The 13073-nt window shown below is 73.1% G+C and carries 13 protein-coding genes; 3 read left to right on the forward strand and 10 right to left on the reverse strand.

Going from position 1 to position 13073, the window contains the following annotated elements; genetic code table 11:
• Positions 1 to 277 precede the first annotated feature (277 nt).
• Positions 278 to 1546: an MFS transporter gene (locus N798_RS04225; RefSeq protein ID WP_052116896.1), complete on the forward strand. Its 1269-nt coding sequence runs from the start codon at positions 278 to 280 to the stop codon at positions 1544 to 1546.
• A 74-nt stretch (positions 1547 to 1620) separates the two neighbouring features.
• Here the strand turns inward: N798_RS04225 and N798_RS04230 are convergent, their stop codons facing one another.
• Complete coding sequence (locus tag N798_RS04230) at positions 1621 to 2316, reverse strand: DNA alkylation repair protein (protein WP_035946505.1); 696 nt, start codon at positions 2314 to 2316, stop codon at positions 1621 to 1623.
• 44 nt (positions 2317 to 2360) lie between these two features.
• Here N798_RS04230 and N798_RS04235 point away from each other — a divergent pair, with 44 nt between their 5' ends.
• Positions 2361 to 3521 carry a pyridoxal phosphate-dependent aminotransferase gene (locus N798_RS04235; RefSeq protein WP_035946508.1) on the forward strand — a complete coding sequence of 387 codons (1161 nt, stop codon included), beginning with the start codon at positions 2361 to 2363 and terminating at the stop codon, positions 3519 to 3521.
• A gap of 9 nt (positions 3522 to 3530) precedes the next feature.
• Here N798_RS04235 and N798_RS04240 read toward each other — a convergent pair whose 3' ends face one another.
• Together N798_RS04240 and N798_RS04245 are read right to left on the reverse strand one after the other, a co-directional pair.
• Complete coding sequence (locus N798_RS04240) at positions 3531 to 4364, reverse strand: SDR family NAD(P)-dependent oxidoreductase (RefSeq protein WP_035946509.1); 834 nt, start codon at positions 4362 to 4364, stop codon at positions 3531 to 3533.
• Positions 4361 to 5791, reverse strand: a complete 1431-nt coding sequence (locus N798_RS04245) for a flavin-containing monooxygenase (protein ID WP_052116897.1) — start codon at positions 5789 to 5791, stop codon at positions 4361 to 4363. Before N798_RS04245 ends, N798_RS04240 begins: the two co-directional genes overlap by 4 nt.
• 196 nt (positions 5792 to 5987) lie before the next feature.
• Between N798_RS04245 and N798_RS04250 the strand changes: the two genes are divergently transcribed.
• Positions 5988 to 6572 (forward strand): M23 family metallopeptidase, encoded by a 585-nt coding sequence (locus N798_RS04250; protein ID WP_035946511.1) that lies wholly within the window; start codon positions 5988 to 5990, stop codon positions 6570 to 6572.
• Positions 6573 to 6577: 5 nt separating this feature from the next.
• Here N798_RS04250 and N798_RS18020 read toward each other — a convergent pair whose 3' ends face one another.
• The 7 genes from N798_RS18020 to N798_RS04285 form a co-directional block, all read right to left on the reverse strand.
• Entirely contained in the window at positions 6578 to 7741 is a 1164-nt protein-coding gene (locus N798_RS18020; RefSeq protein ID WP_188450447.1) for a DUF3152 domain-containing protein, read from the reverse strand.
• Complete coding sequence (locus tag N798_RS04260) at positions 7734 to 8666, reverse strand: tyrosine recombinase XerC (RefSeq protein ID WP_035946513.1); 933 nt, start codon at positions 8664 to 8666, stop codon at positions 7734 to 7736. The genes N798_RS18020 and N798_RS04260 overlap by 8 nt, the downstream gene beginning before the upstream one ends.
• 105 nt (positions 8667 to 8771) lie before the next feature.
• On the reverse strand, positions 8772 to 9932 hold the full coding sequence (gene dprA / locus N798_RS04265) for a DNA-processing protein DprA (protein WP_052116898.1): 1161 nt from the start codon (positions 9930 to 9932) through the stop codon (positions 8772 to 8774).
• A complete protein-coding gene (locus tag N798_RS04270) occupies positions 9929 to 11476 on the reverse strand; it encodes a YifB family Mg chelatase-like AAA ATPase (RefSeq protein WP_035946515.1) in 1548 nt (515 codons plus the stop codon). Before N798_RS04270 ends, dprA begins: the two co-directional genes overlap by 4 nt.
• Positions 11473 to 11832: a YraN family protein gene (locus N798_RS04275; RefSeq protein WP_035946567.1), complete on the reverse strand. Its 360-nt coding sequence runs from the start codon at positions 11830 to 11832 to the stop codon at positions 11473 to 11475. Before N798_RS04275 ends, N798_RS04270 begins: the two co-directional genes overlap by 4 nt.
• A 110-nt stretch (positions 11833 to 11942) precedes the next feature.
• Complete coding sequence (locus tag N798_RS04280; protein WP_035906130.1) at positions 11943 to 12257, reverse strand: DUF2469 domain-containing protein; 315 nt, start codon at positions 12255 to 12257, stop codon at positions 11943 to 11945.
• Entirely contained in the window at positions 12254 to 13045 is a 792-nt protein-coding gene (locus N798_RS04285; RefSeq protein WP_052116899.1) for a ribonuclease HII, read from the reverse strand. Before N798_RS04285 ends, N798_RS04280 begins: the two co-directional genes overlap by 4 nt.
• Positions 13046 to 13073: the final 28 nt, after the last annotated feature.

Genomic DNA, 13073 nt, shown 5'->3' on the forward strand with positions numbered 1-13073 from the left:
GCCGTATGCCGTGTGGCTCCGGACTGTCGTGGTGCGTCCCCGCTTCGTGGTGATCCAGTCAGCGGCGGTGGAACGCGCGAATTTGGTTCCGGGTGCGAGCACACGAAACCGCGGTCCATCCTACGGGTGACGAGCAGGGATCGAGAAATCCGGTCGCCCGCACGCACGCGAGTCAAGCGGCCCGCTCGAGGTGGGCGAACGGCATACGGGGTGGGTGGGCTGTGCGGGGCGCAGAGCGGGACGCGCTACGGGCCGCGCGGGGCTAGGGTCGTCCCTCGTGTCTCGTCTGGGGGAAGTGCTCGCGCCGTCGCGCCTCGGGCGACCGTTCCGGTGGCTCATGGCGGCGTCGTGGACGAGCAACATCGGTGACGGCATCGCGCTCGCCGCCGGGCCGCTGCTCGTCGCGTCGCAGACCCGCAACCCCACCCTCGTGGCGATGGCCGCCCTCCTCCAGCGGCTGCCGTGGCTGCTGCTCGGGCTGTGGGCCGGCGCGATCGCGGACCGGCTCGACCGCGAGCGGATCATCGTCACCGCCAACACCCTGCGCGCCCTCGTCGTCGTGGCCCTGTGCGGGTTCATCGTCAGCGACCACGTGTCGATCGCCGTCGTCCTCGTGACGATGTGCCTCTACGGCGTGTGCGAGGTCTTCGCCGACTCCACGGCCGGCACGCTCCTCCCCATGCTCGTCCGGCGCGACGACCTGCGGACCGGGCAGGTGCGCCTCCAGGCGGGCTTCCTCACCGCCAACCAGCTCGTCGGGCCGCCGATCGGGGCCTTCCTCTTCGCCGCGGGCATGGCGTGGCCCTTCGTCACCCAGGTGCTGCTCGTCGTCCTCGCCATCGGGCTCGTGGCGCGGGTGGACCTCCCCCGCGGTGGTGTCCGCGGCGCCGTGGACACCCACGTCCGGGCCGACATCCGCGAGGGGCTGCGGTGGATCCGCCACCACGCCGCCATGCGCACGCTCGCGCTCGTCATCCTCACGTTCAACGTCACGTGGGGCGCGGCGTGGTCGGTGCTCGTGCTCTACTCGCTCGACCACCTCGACATGGGCGAGGTCGGCTTCGGCCTGCTGACGACCGCGAGCGCCGTCGGGGGCGTGATCGCCACGCTGTCGTTCGACCGGATCTCGAGCAGGTTCTCGCTCGCGCTGCTCATGAAGGTCTGCCTGCTCGCCGAGGTCCTCACCCACCTCGCGCTCGCGCTGACGAGCACCGGCTGGGTGGCCATCGTCATCATGTTCGTCTTCGGCGCCTATGCGTTCACGTGGGGCACGGTGAGCAACACGGTGCGGCAGCGTGCCGTGCCCACGGCCTACCAGGGGCGGGTCGGGTCGGTCTACATGACCGGGCTGTTCCTCGGCCTGGTCATCGGGCAGGCGATCGGTGGACCCATCGCCGAGCAGTGGGGGCTCACCGGACCGTTCTGGTTCGCCTTCGCCGGCACGGCCGTGATGCTGGCCCTCGTCTGGCGGCAGCTCGACTCGATCGCACACGCCGGCGACGACGACCCCGATGCCGAGTTCTGCGACGAGTCGGGGGTTGTGTGACGAGTCGGGGATCCCGCGGCCCCCGACTCGTCACCGGAGGCCCGACTCGTCGCGCGACCCTGCCCGATCGGTCGTCACAGGTGCTTGAGCGCCTCACGCCGGCTCAGGCCGGACATACGGTCGGAGTGCCGGTCGACGAGGGCCCGGACCCACACCGGGTCGGTCCGGGCGTACTGACGCAGGGCCCACCCGATCGCCTTGCGGACGAAGAACTCACGGTCGTCGAGGTTGACCTCGATGACCGACGCGAGCAGGTCGGTGTCGGTACGCTCGCGGTGCCGCAGCTGGCTGATGATGGCCGACCGTCGCAGCCAGAGGTCGTCGCGCTCGGCCCAGTCGCGCATCCGCAGGCCCTCCCCCTCGGGGTCGACGAGCAGCACCTCGCCGACGACGTTGGACAGCTCGTCGACGACGTCCCACCACGCGCCGGTGACGACCAGCTCCTCGACAAGGGGCATGAGGTCGGGGTCGCGCCACGCGCGGTAGGCACGGTGGCGGAGGAGGTCGAGGGCGGCATACCTCTCCTCGCGGAAGCGCGCGTCGTCCCAGAGGGTGCGGACGGCGCGCTCGAGCTCGGCGCGCGTCTCGAGCCTCAGGCCCGGGTCGGCGAGCAGCGGGCGCACGATCTCGCGGCGCCGCGGCGAGGTGAGACCGAGGAAGGGCATCGCGCTCTTCATGTAGCGCTGTTGCCCCGCCGCCCGCTCGGGGTCGGCGCCGGTGCGCAGGGCGGCGCGCAGGGCGTCTACGAGCTCGGGTCCCGGGTCGGTCATGTCGCCGAGCGTAGGGCCGACCCCTGACGGCTAGCCTGCGAGACATGGACTCGCCTCTCGTGCACCGCATGCAGGGCTTCGGCTCGACGATCTTCGCGGAGATGTCGGCTCTCGCGCACGAGCACGGGGCCCTCAACCTCGGCCAGGGCTTCCCCGACACCGACGGGCCGCAGGAGGTGCTGGACGCGGCGAAGGCTGCCATCGACGGCGGCCGCAACCAGTACCCGCCGGGCGCCGGTGTCCCCGAGCTGCTCGACGCGGTCGCCGCCCACCAGAAACGCTTCTACGGGCTCGACCTCGACGCGCGTCGGGAGGTCCTCGTCACCGTCGGTGCGACCGAGGCCATCGCCGCGACGGTCCTCGCGCTCTGCGAGCCGGGAGACGAGGTCGTCACCTTCGAGCCCTACTACGACTCGTATGCCGCGTCCATCGCCCTCGCGGGCGCCACGCGCCGGACATCGGTGCTGCGGTTCCCCGACTTCGCGGTCGACGAGGAGTCGCTGCGGGCGGCCTTCTCGTCGCGGACCCGGCTCGTCCTGCTCAACACACCGCACAACCCGACCGGCAAGGTCTTCACCCGCGCGGAGCTCGACCTCATCTGCACCTTGGCGCGCGAGCACGACGCGTGGGTCGTCACCGACGAGGTCTACGAGCACCTCGTCTTCGACGGCGTCGAGCACGTGCCGGTCGCGACGCTGCCGGGGATGTGGGAGCGAACGCTGACGATCTCGTCCGCAGGCAAGACGTTCTCGACGACCGGGTGGAAGGTCGGCTGGGTCACCGGCCCCGCCGAGGCGGTCGCGGCGGTGCGCACGGTCAAGCAGTTCCTCACCTACGTCGGCTCCGGCCCCTTCCAGCCTGCGGTCGCGGTGGGGCTGGGCCTGCCCGACGACGTGTATGCCGGCCTCTCGCGTTCGCTGCAGGGCAAGCGCGACCTGCTCGTCACGGCGCTGCGCGACATCGGTCTCTCGGTGGCGGTGCCCTCGGGGACCTACTTCGTCGTCGCCGACGCAGCGCCGCTAGGTGCCACCGACGCCCTCGCGTTCTGCCGCGAGCTGCCGGCGCGTGCCGGTGTCGCCGCCGTGCCCGTCTCGGTCTTCCACGACGACGTCGGCGCGGCGCGCACCCTCGTGCGGTTCGCGTTCTGCAAGCAGGACGACGTGCTGCGTGAAGCCGCCGTGCGGCTGTCGGCACTGCGCGCCTGACCTGCGTCCCTACCGGCGACGCAGACGTCTGGCGGCTGCTCTCTGCTGGACGCGGCTGAGCCGCACGACGAGGGGTACGGCCCGCATGGCCAGGCCCGGAAAGAGGTCGAAGAGCCGGACCTCCACGCCGCGCCACCGGGGCAGGGCGAGCACCGGTCGGGGCCGGTCGACCAGCGCGAGGACCGCATCGGCGACGTCGGTCGGCTGGAGCAGCTGCCCCGAGAACGACATGGAGGCACTCGGGTCGTCCAGCCGGTCGTGGAGCATCGGCGTCCACATGCCGTCCGGGCAGAGGCAGCTGATGTGGATGTCGCGCTCCCCCGCTGCGCGGAGGTCGGCCAGCGTCGAGGTGCTCAGGCCCACGACGGCGTGCTTGGTCGCGGCGTAGACGCCTTCGCCGGGTACCGACACGAGGCCGGCGAGCGAGGCGACGTTGATGATGTGCCCGCGGTGGGCCGGTCGCATCACCTCGAGCGCCGCGACGGTGCCGTGCATCGTGCCCAGGGCATTGACCTCGAACATGAACCGGCGCTGCGCGTCGTCCTGGTCCCACACCGGGCCGGTGACGAGGATCCCGGCGTTGTTGACCCACAGCGTGACGGACCCGGCCCGCTCGACCGCGACCCGCGCGACGTCCCGGGCCGCGTCCTGGTCGCGGACGTCGAGCCGACGTCCCGTCGCCCTGCCACCGCGGCGGGTGATCTCGGCCGCGGTGTCCTGAGCGGCCGCCTCGTCGACGTCGGTGACGATCACGTGGAACCCCGCGGCACCGAGACGGACGGCGACCTCCTTGCCGAGCCCTCTGCCGGCACCGGTGACCACGGCGCCACCGTGGAGGCTCACGAACGCGCCTCCGACGCGTCGTGCGCGACCCCGGGCCCGGGGGCGGACGGCATACGGCGCCGGGCTGCGCGGGCAGCACCACGGCGACGCTCGCGCTCGAGGTCCCACAGGTAGTGGTCGAAGTCGACCTCCATCGTGTGGCGCGGCGAGGCGTAGAACTGTCGCCGGTTGCGTTCGTGCTCGGCCGCCATCTGGCGCCGCACCTCGTCGACGGGCGGCGGCGCGTAGCGGCCGGCGAGCATCTGGGCGACCCACGTGCCCTGCGCCTCGGCGAGCGGCATGACCGCACCCACCGGCTGGAGGAGTCCGATGAAGAAGAGACCGGGCAGGTCGGGGTGGACGGTGCGCTTCCACAGGGGCAGGTCGTTGTCGTCGGCGGAGACGAGCGAGGCGTCGAGGAAGGGGAAGGTCACTCGGTAGCCCGTGGCCCACACCACGAGGTCGGCGGGTGCGCTCGAGCCGTCGACGAAGACGACCCGGTCGCCGTCGAGGCGCTCGATGCCCGGCTTCGGTGTGACGGCGCCCGAGCGCAGCGCGGCGCGGATGCCCTCGGACTGGACCGGGTGCGACTGGCCGGGCTTGTGGGCGGGCTGGGGCAGGCCCAGCCGCGCGACATTGCCGGACGTCAGGGCGCCCAGCCGCAGCCGCAGGGCGGTCGCCCACCACGGCAGCCAGCCCGGCAGCGCGACCTGGTCGGACGGGCGTCCGAGGGTGAACTTGCGCAGCACCCACTGGCCCCGCCGCTGCGAGAGCACCGTCGAGCGGGCGACGCGGCCGGCCTCGACGGCGATGTCGAGCGCCGAGTTGCCCGAGCCGACGACGACGATGTCGCGTCCCTCGAGCTGGGCTGCGGAGCGGTAGTCGTGCGCGTGGATCTGCTCGCCGGCGAAGGTGCCGGGATAGGCGGGTTCGGGCCAGCGGGGGTCCCAGTGGTGCCCGTTGGCGACGAGGACGGCGTCATAGGTCCGGGTCTCGCGACCGGCCGGGCCCTCGACGGTCACCAACCACGTGTCGTCGGGTGCGGGCGTGACGTCGGTGACGGTCGTGTCGAACGCGATGCGGTCGCGCAGGGCGAAGTGGTCGACGTAGGCCTCGAAGTAGGCGGCGACCTGGTCGTGGCGTGCGTATGCGGGGTAGTCGGCGGGCATCGGGAAGTCGGAGTAGGCCATCCGCGGGCACGAGGTGTTGATCTCGAGCGTGTCGTAGCAGGCCGACTGGCCGTTGGGGTTGTCGAGAACCCAGTTGCCGCCGACGACGCTGCCCTGCTCGAAGCAGTCGAAGGGGACCCCGGCCTGCGCGAGCGCCTTCACGGCCGCGATGCCGGAGGAGCCGGCGCCGACGACGCAGGCCCGTGGCAGTGTCGGGTCGACCGGGACGGGCGAGGTGACGGCCGGCGCGCGGTGGCGCTGCTTCACGGAGTAGGCCATGGCGGCGATTCTGGCAGCGCGGGTGGGCCTGGCCGGCGTGGCGGGGACGTTGGGTGCGCCACGCTCCGCCCAAGCGGCTCGTCCGGCTCGCCCCCGCTCGTCGGCTCGTCAACAGCGCCCGGTTCCGGTGGCGGTCGTCCACAGCTTGCGCGGGTGCGGGTGGCTACCGGGCCGGGGTGGGGCCGATGCTCGAGCCATGTCGACCTCGTCAGCCGTCCGCCGCGCCCTTGCCGTCCTCGGTGTCGCCGGCAGCGTCCTGCCGGGGGTGGCGCCTCCCCCGCCGCCCACCCTCGTGGCCCCTAGTCCTGGGGCCGGGACGCCGGCGGTCGCCCTGCCGCTCAGGTCGCTCGACGTGGACGACCTACGGCGGACCTGGGCGTGGCCGCTGCAGCCGAGGCCTGCGGTGAGGTCACGCTTCGTGGCGCCCGCCTCGACGTGGGGCGCGGGACATCGGGGTCTCGACCTCGCCGCCAGCGCGGGCCAGCAGGTGCTCGCCGTCGACGACGGCCTCGTCACCCACGCCGGCGTGGTCGCGGGCCGGGGCACCGTGAGCGTGACCCATGCCAGCGGGTTGCGCAGCACCTACGAGCCGGTGGACGGGGCCGTCACGGTCGGCGCCCGTGTCGGTCGCGGTGCGGTGCTCGGCATCGTCACCGGCCGGACGCACTGCGGCGGCGCCTGCTTGCACCTGGGAGCAGTGCGCGGCGCCGGCTACGTCGACCCGAGACCCCTGCTCGAAGGTGGCGCGGTCATCCTGCTGCCCCTCGGCGGGCGCCGCTGACTGCCTCAGGGCAGGGTCGGCCACGCGTTCGGCCGGCACCCGTCGAGCCCCTTGGACTGCTGGAGCATGATCGGCGCCAGCTCGTCGTCCCCGGGGCAGTCGACGTGACCGTGGTAGAGACCGTGGCCGATCTCGTGGTTGACCATGTACTGCCGGTATGCCGGGAGCGCACCCTCGTAGCCCGCGACGCCGAGCGTCCAGCGAGCCGTGTTGAGGACGACCCTGCGCAGGTTGAAGCAGGACACCTTGCCGTTGGTCCGCAGCGGCTTGCACAGCGCGTCCGTCATCGTCGGGCTCGCCAGGACGATGGTGATGTCGACCTCTCCCCGGGACACCGCGTCGGCGTCCACGGCCCGGAACCGCACGCGGTCCTTGGTCTGCCAGCCTCGGGCGTCGCCGAGGGTCGTCGAGACGATGTTGGCGGCCTCCTGCGCGTCGACGCCCGCGCCGTCCTCGACCTCGAACGCCACGCGGATCGTGCGGGTGGGGTTGACGGTGGGTGCGGCGATGGCGGGAAGGGCGACGGGGACGCGCTTGCCCGACCCGGCCCTCGGCACGGCGCCGGCGGAGGAGGGCGCGACCGTCGGCTCCGGCGGGAGGTCCTCGGCCGCCGGGACGGGATCGGACCCGGAGCCCGCGACGGACGCAGCGAGGTCGGCCGTCTTCCGCACCGGGCTGCTCGACTCCTCACTGGGCCACAGCGTCCAGAGCGCGAGCGCGACGAGCGAGGCCATGGCGAGGGCAGCGACCGCCCGCCGCCGCGCGATGGTCGTCGTGGAGGCCCGCCGGCGCCGGGCCCGGTCGGGGGTCGCACGCCGGGCCGCACGGCGGGTCTCCGCCGCGGACTCCGGAGGCACCATCTCCACGGCGGTCCGTCGCTGCTCGGGCACACTCCTGCGGACGCCGTCGTGCACCATGCGACGACGGTCGGCGCGTGTCGCCGCTTCCTCATGGTGCTCGGGCTGCCCCTGGTGTGCGCCGGCACGTCCCGGGGCCCTGCCGTCGTGACGCCCCGAGTCGTGCCGGGCGGCCCGCCGAGCAGCGGACCGTCGCTGGTCCTCCGCGACGCGGCGCAGGTCGGCACGGCGCGTGGGAGCACCCTCCTCGCGGGGAGCGGCGCCCGGTCGCGGCTCGCTCACCCAGTCGGGGAGGTCGATGTCCTCAGGCACGGGGGTGCGCCTGCGCGTACGACGCGGTGAGTCGTTCGATGGAAACATGCGTGTAGATCTGGGTCGTCGAGAGTGAGGCGTGACCCAGCAGCTCCTGCACCATCCGGAGGTCCGCCCCGCCCTCGAGGAGGTGGGTCGCCGCGCTGTGGCGGAGCCCATGGGGCCCCAGGTCCGGCGCGTCTGGAACGTGGGTCAACATGTCGTGCACGAGGGTACGCACCTGGCGGGCGTCGAGTCGCCCACCCCTCCGCCCGAGGAAGAGAGCTGCGCCACTTCTGGTCGTGACGAGACGCGGACGACCGCGCTCGCGCCAGTCGGTCAGTGCCGCGGCAGCGGGCCGACCGAAGGGAACGCGACGTTCCTTGTCGCCCTTGCCGATGACTCGGATCACGCCGGCCTCGTCGTCGACGTCGTCGACATCGAGGCCCGTGAGCTCACCCACCCGCACTCCCGTGGCGTAGAGCAGCTCGAGGACCGCGCGGTCGCGCAGGTGCACCGGGTCGCCGTCGTCCGCGGCCACCGTGGCCACGTCGAGGAGTCCCGCCGCGTGGTCCTTCGCGAGCACGGGCGGCAGGGTGCGATGACGCTTGGGCGCCACGAGGCGCAGCGACGGGTCGGCGTCGACATGACCCTCCCGGACCGCCCAGGCGAAGAAGGTCCGCATCGTGGCCGACCGTCTGGCGAGGGTCGTCCTGGCGGCGCCACCCGACGCCAGCGCACCCAGCCACTCGCGCAGGTCGGCGAGCCGAACGGCGGTCAACGGTGTCTCGGGCGGCGGGTGCTCCTCGGTCACGGCCCCGTCGACGTGGGCGAAGAACTCGCGCAGGTCCCCGAGGTAGGCCCGGATGGTGTGGGGGGAGCGTCCCCGCTCAGCGCGCAGGTGACGCTCGAAGGCGTCGACCGTGGCCTGGCGGCTGAGACTCACACCCAGCACCGTCTCATCACCCGCGGGCGCGATCAAACACCGGTGCGGCGGGTCAGTCGTGTCCTGTCGAGCCGCGCCGCGAGGGCGCAGCCTGGCCGCGGCGCGTCACCGGGCTCCTCCTCCACCGGCCTCGCGCCGCGGTGAGGGCACTTTGCGCCAGCGGTCGCCGTCGCGGGAGACGAGTCCGAGCAGACCGAGCCGTCCAAGGGCGGCGAGCAGCGTCCTCGCGTCAAGGGCGGTGTGCGCCTGGAGCCGCGCGAGGTCGGCGCCGGCTCGCACGGGCACTGCGGAGAAGACCGCCAGCGCCACCGGGTCGAGCTCCGACTCCGGCGTCTCGGGTGCCCGGGCCACACCGACCGCGTCGAGACCGAGCCGGCCCATGAGGTCGAGCACCTCGGCGGCGTCCGTCACCAGGGTGGCGCCGCGCTCGCGCACGAGCTGGTGGCACCCCGCGGACTGGACCGAGGTCACCGGACCGGGGACGGCCGCGACATGGCGGACGAGCTCGCGCGCGACCTTCGCCGTGTTGAGCGACCCGGAGCGCAGGCCCGCCTCGACGACGACCGTGCCGACGGTCAACGCCGCGATGAGACGGTTGCGGGCGAGGAACCGGTGCCGGTGCGGCGCCCACCCCGGCGGCAGCTCGCTGACGACGACACCGTGGGCCGAGACCTCGCGCAGGAGCCCCTCGTGCGCCTGGGGGTACGCACGGTCGAGCCCGCGCGCGAGGACGGCGATCGTGGGACCGCCTCCGGCCAGCGCGCCTCGGTGGGCCGCCGCGTCGATCCCGAAGGCCGCCCCCGAGACGACGGTGACGCCGCGGTGAGCGAGACCCTCGCCCAGGTCAGCGGCGACGGACAGGCCGTAGGCCGTGGCGGCCCGTGAGCCCACGATCGCCACGCTCCCCTCGGCGACGGAGACCTCGCACTCGCCGCGCGCATAGAGGCACACCGGAGGGACACCCAGCTGGTCGAGTCCCGTGGGCCACTCCTCGTCACCGGGCACGACGACACGGACGCGCAGCCGGTCGAGGACGTGCCGCGCCCGGTCGATGTCCATCGCCCCGACCCGCGCCGCATGAGCGTCACCCCGCGCCTCGGGTCCGGACACGAAGCGCTCGAGGGCGTCGACCGCTCCGTGGGTCGCGATCGACCTCGCCACCTTCTCGTCCTCGGGCTCGACGATGTGGCTCCAGGCGAGGCGTGCCCACCGCTCGTCCGACAACGCTCCCCCTCCCGGGATGCCGAAAGGCTCAGGGCTGCTCATGCCGCCGCCTCCACGCCACCGCGCAGGGTGAGGGCCAGACCGACGTCGTCGACCGTCGGACGGAGCCGCCCGGCGAGGTCGGACGAGGACCAGGCGAGCCGAAGGGTGCGGTCGTATCCGCGCAACGTGAGCAGGCCGCGGTCCAAGGCCCGGTCGATCGGTGCGGTGACGGACCCGGGGAGCCGCAGCGGGCTGCGCCGCAGCGCGTGACCGGGCACCCTCGCGTTGGTCTGCCAGCCCCGGGAGGACCACCGTTCGCGCTGCGCGGCGCGTGCCGCGAGCACTCGCGCGAGGACGACCTCGCTCGGCTCCCCCCGCTCGTCGGCGAAGGCGGCACGCGACACGGGTGGGACGTTGGCCTGGATGTCGATCCGGTCCATGAGGGGACCGGAGAGGCGGTTGGCGTAGCTGCGCTGCTCCATCGCCGAGCACACGCAGTCGATGCCCTTGCCGTAGGCCCGACCGCAGGGACAGGGGTTCGTGGCCAGCACGAGCTGGAACCGCGCGGGGTAGCGGACCATCTGCTTGGCCCGCGAGATCGTCACCTCGCCCGACTCGAGCGGCTGGCGCAGCTGCTGGAGGACGGACGTCTTGAACTCCGCAGCCTCGTCGAGGAAGAGCACGCCGCCGTGCGCGCGGGAGATCGCGCCGGGCACGACCACGCCGGAGCCGCCTCCGGTGATCGACGTCATCGACGCGCTGTGATGGGGCGCGACGAAGGGTGGGGTGCGGTCGAGCTCCGTGGTGGCGACGACGTCGCCGGTGAGCGACCTGATCGCGTGGGTCTCGAGCGCCAGCTCGCGCGAGAGCGGCGGCAGGATCGTCACGAGCCTCTCGGCCAGCATCGTCTTGCCGACGCCGGGCGGTCCGCTGAGCAGCAGATGGTGCTCGCCCACCGCAGCGAGCTCGAGGGCGAGGCGTGCCTCGGCCTGTCCGATGACGTCCCCGAGGTCGACGGCTCGCGAGCGCGTCGCCGCCTCGACGGCGACGACCCGGTCCGCGACCGGCAGCGGGTCGACACCGGCGCGAACGGCATACCAGTGGACGAGGGTCCCGAGGGTGGGTGCGGAGTGCACGGTGACCCCGTCGACGAGCTGCGCCTCGGCGACGTTCTCGGGTGGGACGACGACGTGGCGCACCCCGGCGCGTGCGGCTGCGAGCACCGAGGGCAGCACGCCGCGCACGCCGCGCACCGACCCGTCGAGTCCGAGCTCGCCGAGGTGGACGATGCCCGTGATCCGGCGCGGGTCGACGACGCCCGCCGCACCGAGCACGGCAAGGGCGATCGCGACGTCGAACCCGGTGCCCTGCTTGGGGATCGAGGCCGGCGAGAGGTTGACGGTGATCCGCTGGGGCGGAAGGGGCACCCCCGTCGTGGCCGCGGCCGAGCGCACCCGGTCGGGAGCTTGGCCGCACGCCTTGTCGGGCAGCCCGGTGACGCTGAAGTGCGGGAGCTGCGCGGAGATGTGCGCCTCGACGTCGACGAGCCGGCCCTCGAGCCCGGTGAGGGCGACGGCGAGGGTCCGGCCGAGCTTGGCGCTCACGAGCCCACCGCCTCGACGTGACGGACGACCGGAGGCCGTCCGCGCCGGGCGAGCACGCCGATGACGTCGACCCTCACGCTGGCCACCGGACTGGTCCGGGTGCGCAGGTAGGCGGCGGAGAGGCGCCTCAGCCGCATGGCCTTCTCCCGGGTCACCGCCTCGACCGGGTCACCCACACCCGTGCCGGCGCGGGTCTTGACCTCGCAGACGACGAGGCAGTCGCCGTCGAGGGCGACGATGTCGATCTCGCCCTCGGGGCAGCGCCAGTTGCGCTCGAGGACCCGCAGACCTCGTTCCCGCAGGTAGCGAGCCGCGAGCTCCTCGCCGTATCGGCCCAAGGCCAGGTGTGCATCCATGGCGAGGAGCATCGACCGGGACCCGGACACCGGGCCACGGCGAACCCGGCCACCTGTGGACGAGTGGAGTCTCCGTTGCCGCCTGTGGACGGCGCGGCGTGCTCAGCGGGTCAGAAGTCGCCCTTGGGCAGCTGGAGCTCGGACTTGGCCAGCTCCTCGACGTTGACGTCCTTGAACGTCACGACCCGCACCTGCTTGGCGAAGCGCGCCGGACGGTAGATGTCCCACACCCACGCGTCCTGCATCGTCACGTCGAAGAAGACCTCGCCGCCGTCGCTGCGGACCTTGACGTCCACCGAGTTGCACAGGTAGAAGCGGCGCTCGGTCTCGACGACGTGCGAGAACAGCCCCACGACGTCGCGGTACTCGCGGTAGAGGGCGAGCTCCATCTCGCTCTCGTACTTCTCGAGGTCCTCGGCGCTCATGCGTTGACAGCTCCATCTTCGTGGTGGTCCGTGGGTGGTCCGGCGCTCGCCGGCACCAGCTCGGGTGCGACCTCGGCATCCTCGAGTCCGGCGAAGGCCCCTCCATCATCGGTCATCGTCCCGGGCAGTCGCCACGAGCGTCGGTGCAGGTCGCAGGGACCGTGCTCGCGCAGCGCGTCGAGGTGCTCCGGTGCCGAGTAGCCCTTGTTGAGCTCCCACGCGTATGCCGGGTGCTCCGGTGCGAGGTCGACCATGATCCGGTCCCTCGCCACCTTGGCGAGGACGCTGGCCGAGGCGACGGAGGAGCACTTGAGGTCGGCCTTGATCATCGTCGTCACCGGCGGGGTGTGGACCTCATCGGCGGCGAACGCGAGGAGCCCCACCTCGTCGGGCGCGGTGAGCCAGTCGTGGTTGCCGTCGAGGATGACGAGGTCGGGGACGACGTCGAGCGAGGCCAACGCGCGACGACCGGCGAGCCGCAGCGCGGCGATGATGCCGATCTCGTCGATCTCTGCCGGGGACGCGTGCCCGACGGCGTGCGAGAGCGACCAGCGCCGGATCCGCGGCACCATCGACTCGCGGACGTGGGGAGGCAGGAGCTTGGAGTCGCGCACGCCCTGCGGGGCCGAGCGGCAGGTCTCGTCGATGACGACCACGCCGACGGTCACCGGACCGGCGAGCGCCCCGCGACCGACCTCGTCCATGCCGGCGAGGAGGCGGTAGCCGTCACGCTGGAGGGCTCGCTCCACCCGGAGGTTCGGCTTCTTGGAGCGGGGAGGTGCGGGCATGGCGGGTGGTGCGGTCCTTCGGGTGCGG

The sequence above is a fragment of the Knoellia flava TL1 genome (assembly GCF_000768675.1).
Lineage (GTDB): Bacteria > Actinomycetota > Actinomycetes > Actinomycetales > Dermatophilaceae > Knoellia > Knoellia flava.

Excerpts from the sequence above, each read along its gene's own strand:
- N798_RS04230 (WP_035946505.1), bottom strand. The coding sequence starts at position 2,316 with ATGACCGACCCGGGACCCGAGCTCGTAGACGCCCTGCGCGCCGCCCTG.
- N798_RS04235 (WP_035946508.1), top strand. The coding sequence starts at position 2,361 with ATGGACTCGCCTCTCGTGCACCGCATGCAGGGCTTCGGCTCGACGATC.
- N798_RS04245 (WP_052116897.1), bottom strand. The coding sequence starts at position 5,791 with ATGGCCTACTCCGTGAAGCAGCGCCACCGCGCGCCGGCCGTCACCTCG.
- N798_RS04250 (WP_035946511.1), top strand. The coding sequence starts at position 5,988 with ATGTCGACCTCGTCAGCCGTCCGCCGCGCCCTTGCCGTCCTCGGTGTC.
- dprA (WP_052116898.1), bottom strand. The coding sequence starts at position 9,932 with ATGAGCAGCCCTGAGCCTTTCGGCATCCCGGGAGGGGGAGCGTTGTCG.
- N798_RS04275 (WP_035946567.1), bottom strand. The coding sequence starts at position 11,832 with ATGGATGCACACCTGGCCTTGGGCCGATACGGCGAGGAGCTCGCGGCT.
- N798_RS04280 (WP_035906130.1), bottom strand. The coding sequence starts at position 12,257 with ATGAGCGCCGAGGACCTCGAGAAGTACGAGAGCGAGATGGAGCTCGCC.
- N798_RS04285 (WP_052116899.1), bottom strand. The coding sequence starts at position 13,045 with ATGCCCGCACCTCCCCGCTCCAAGAAGCCGAACCTCCGGGTGGAGCGA.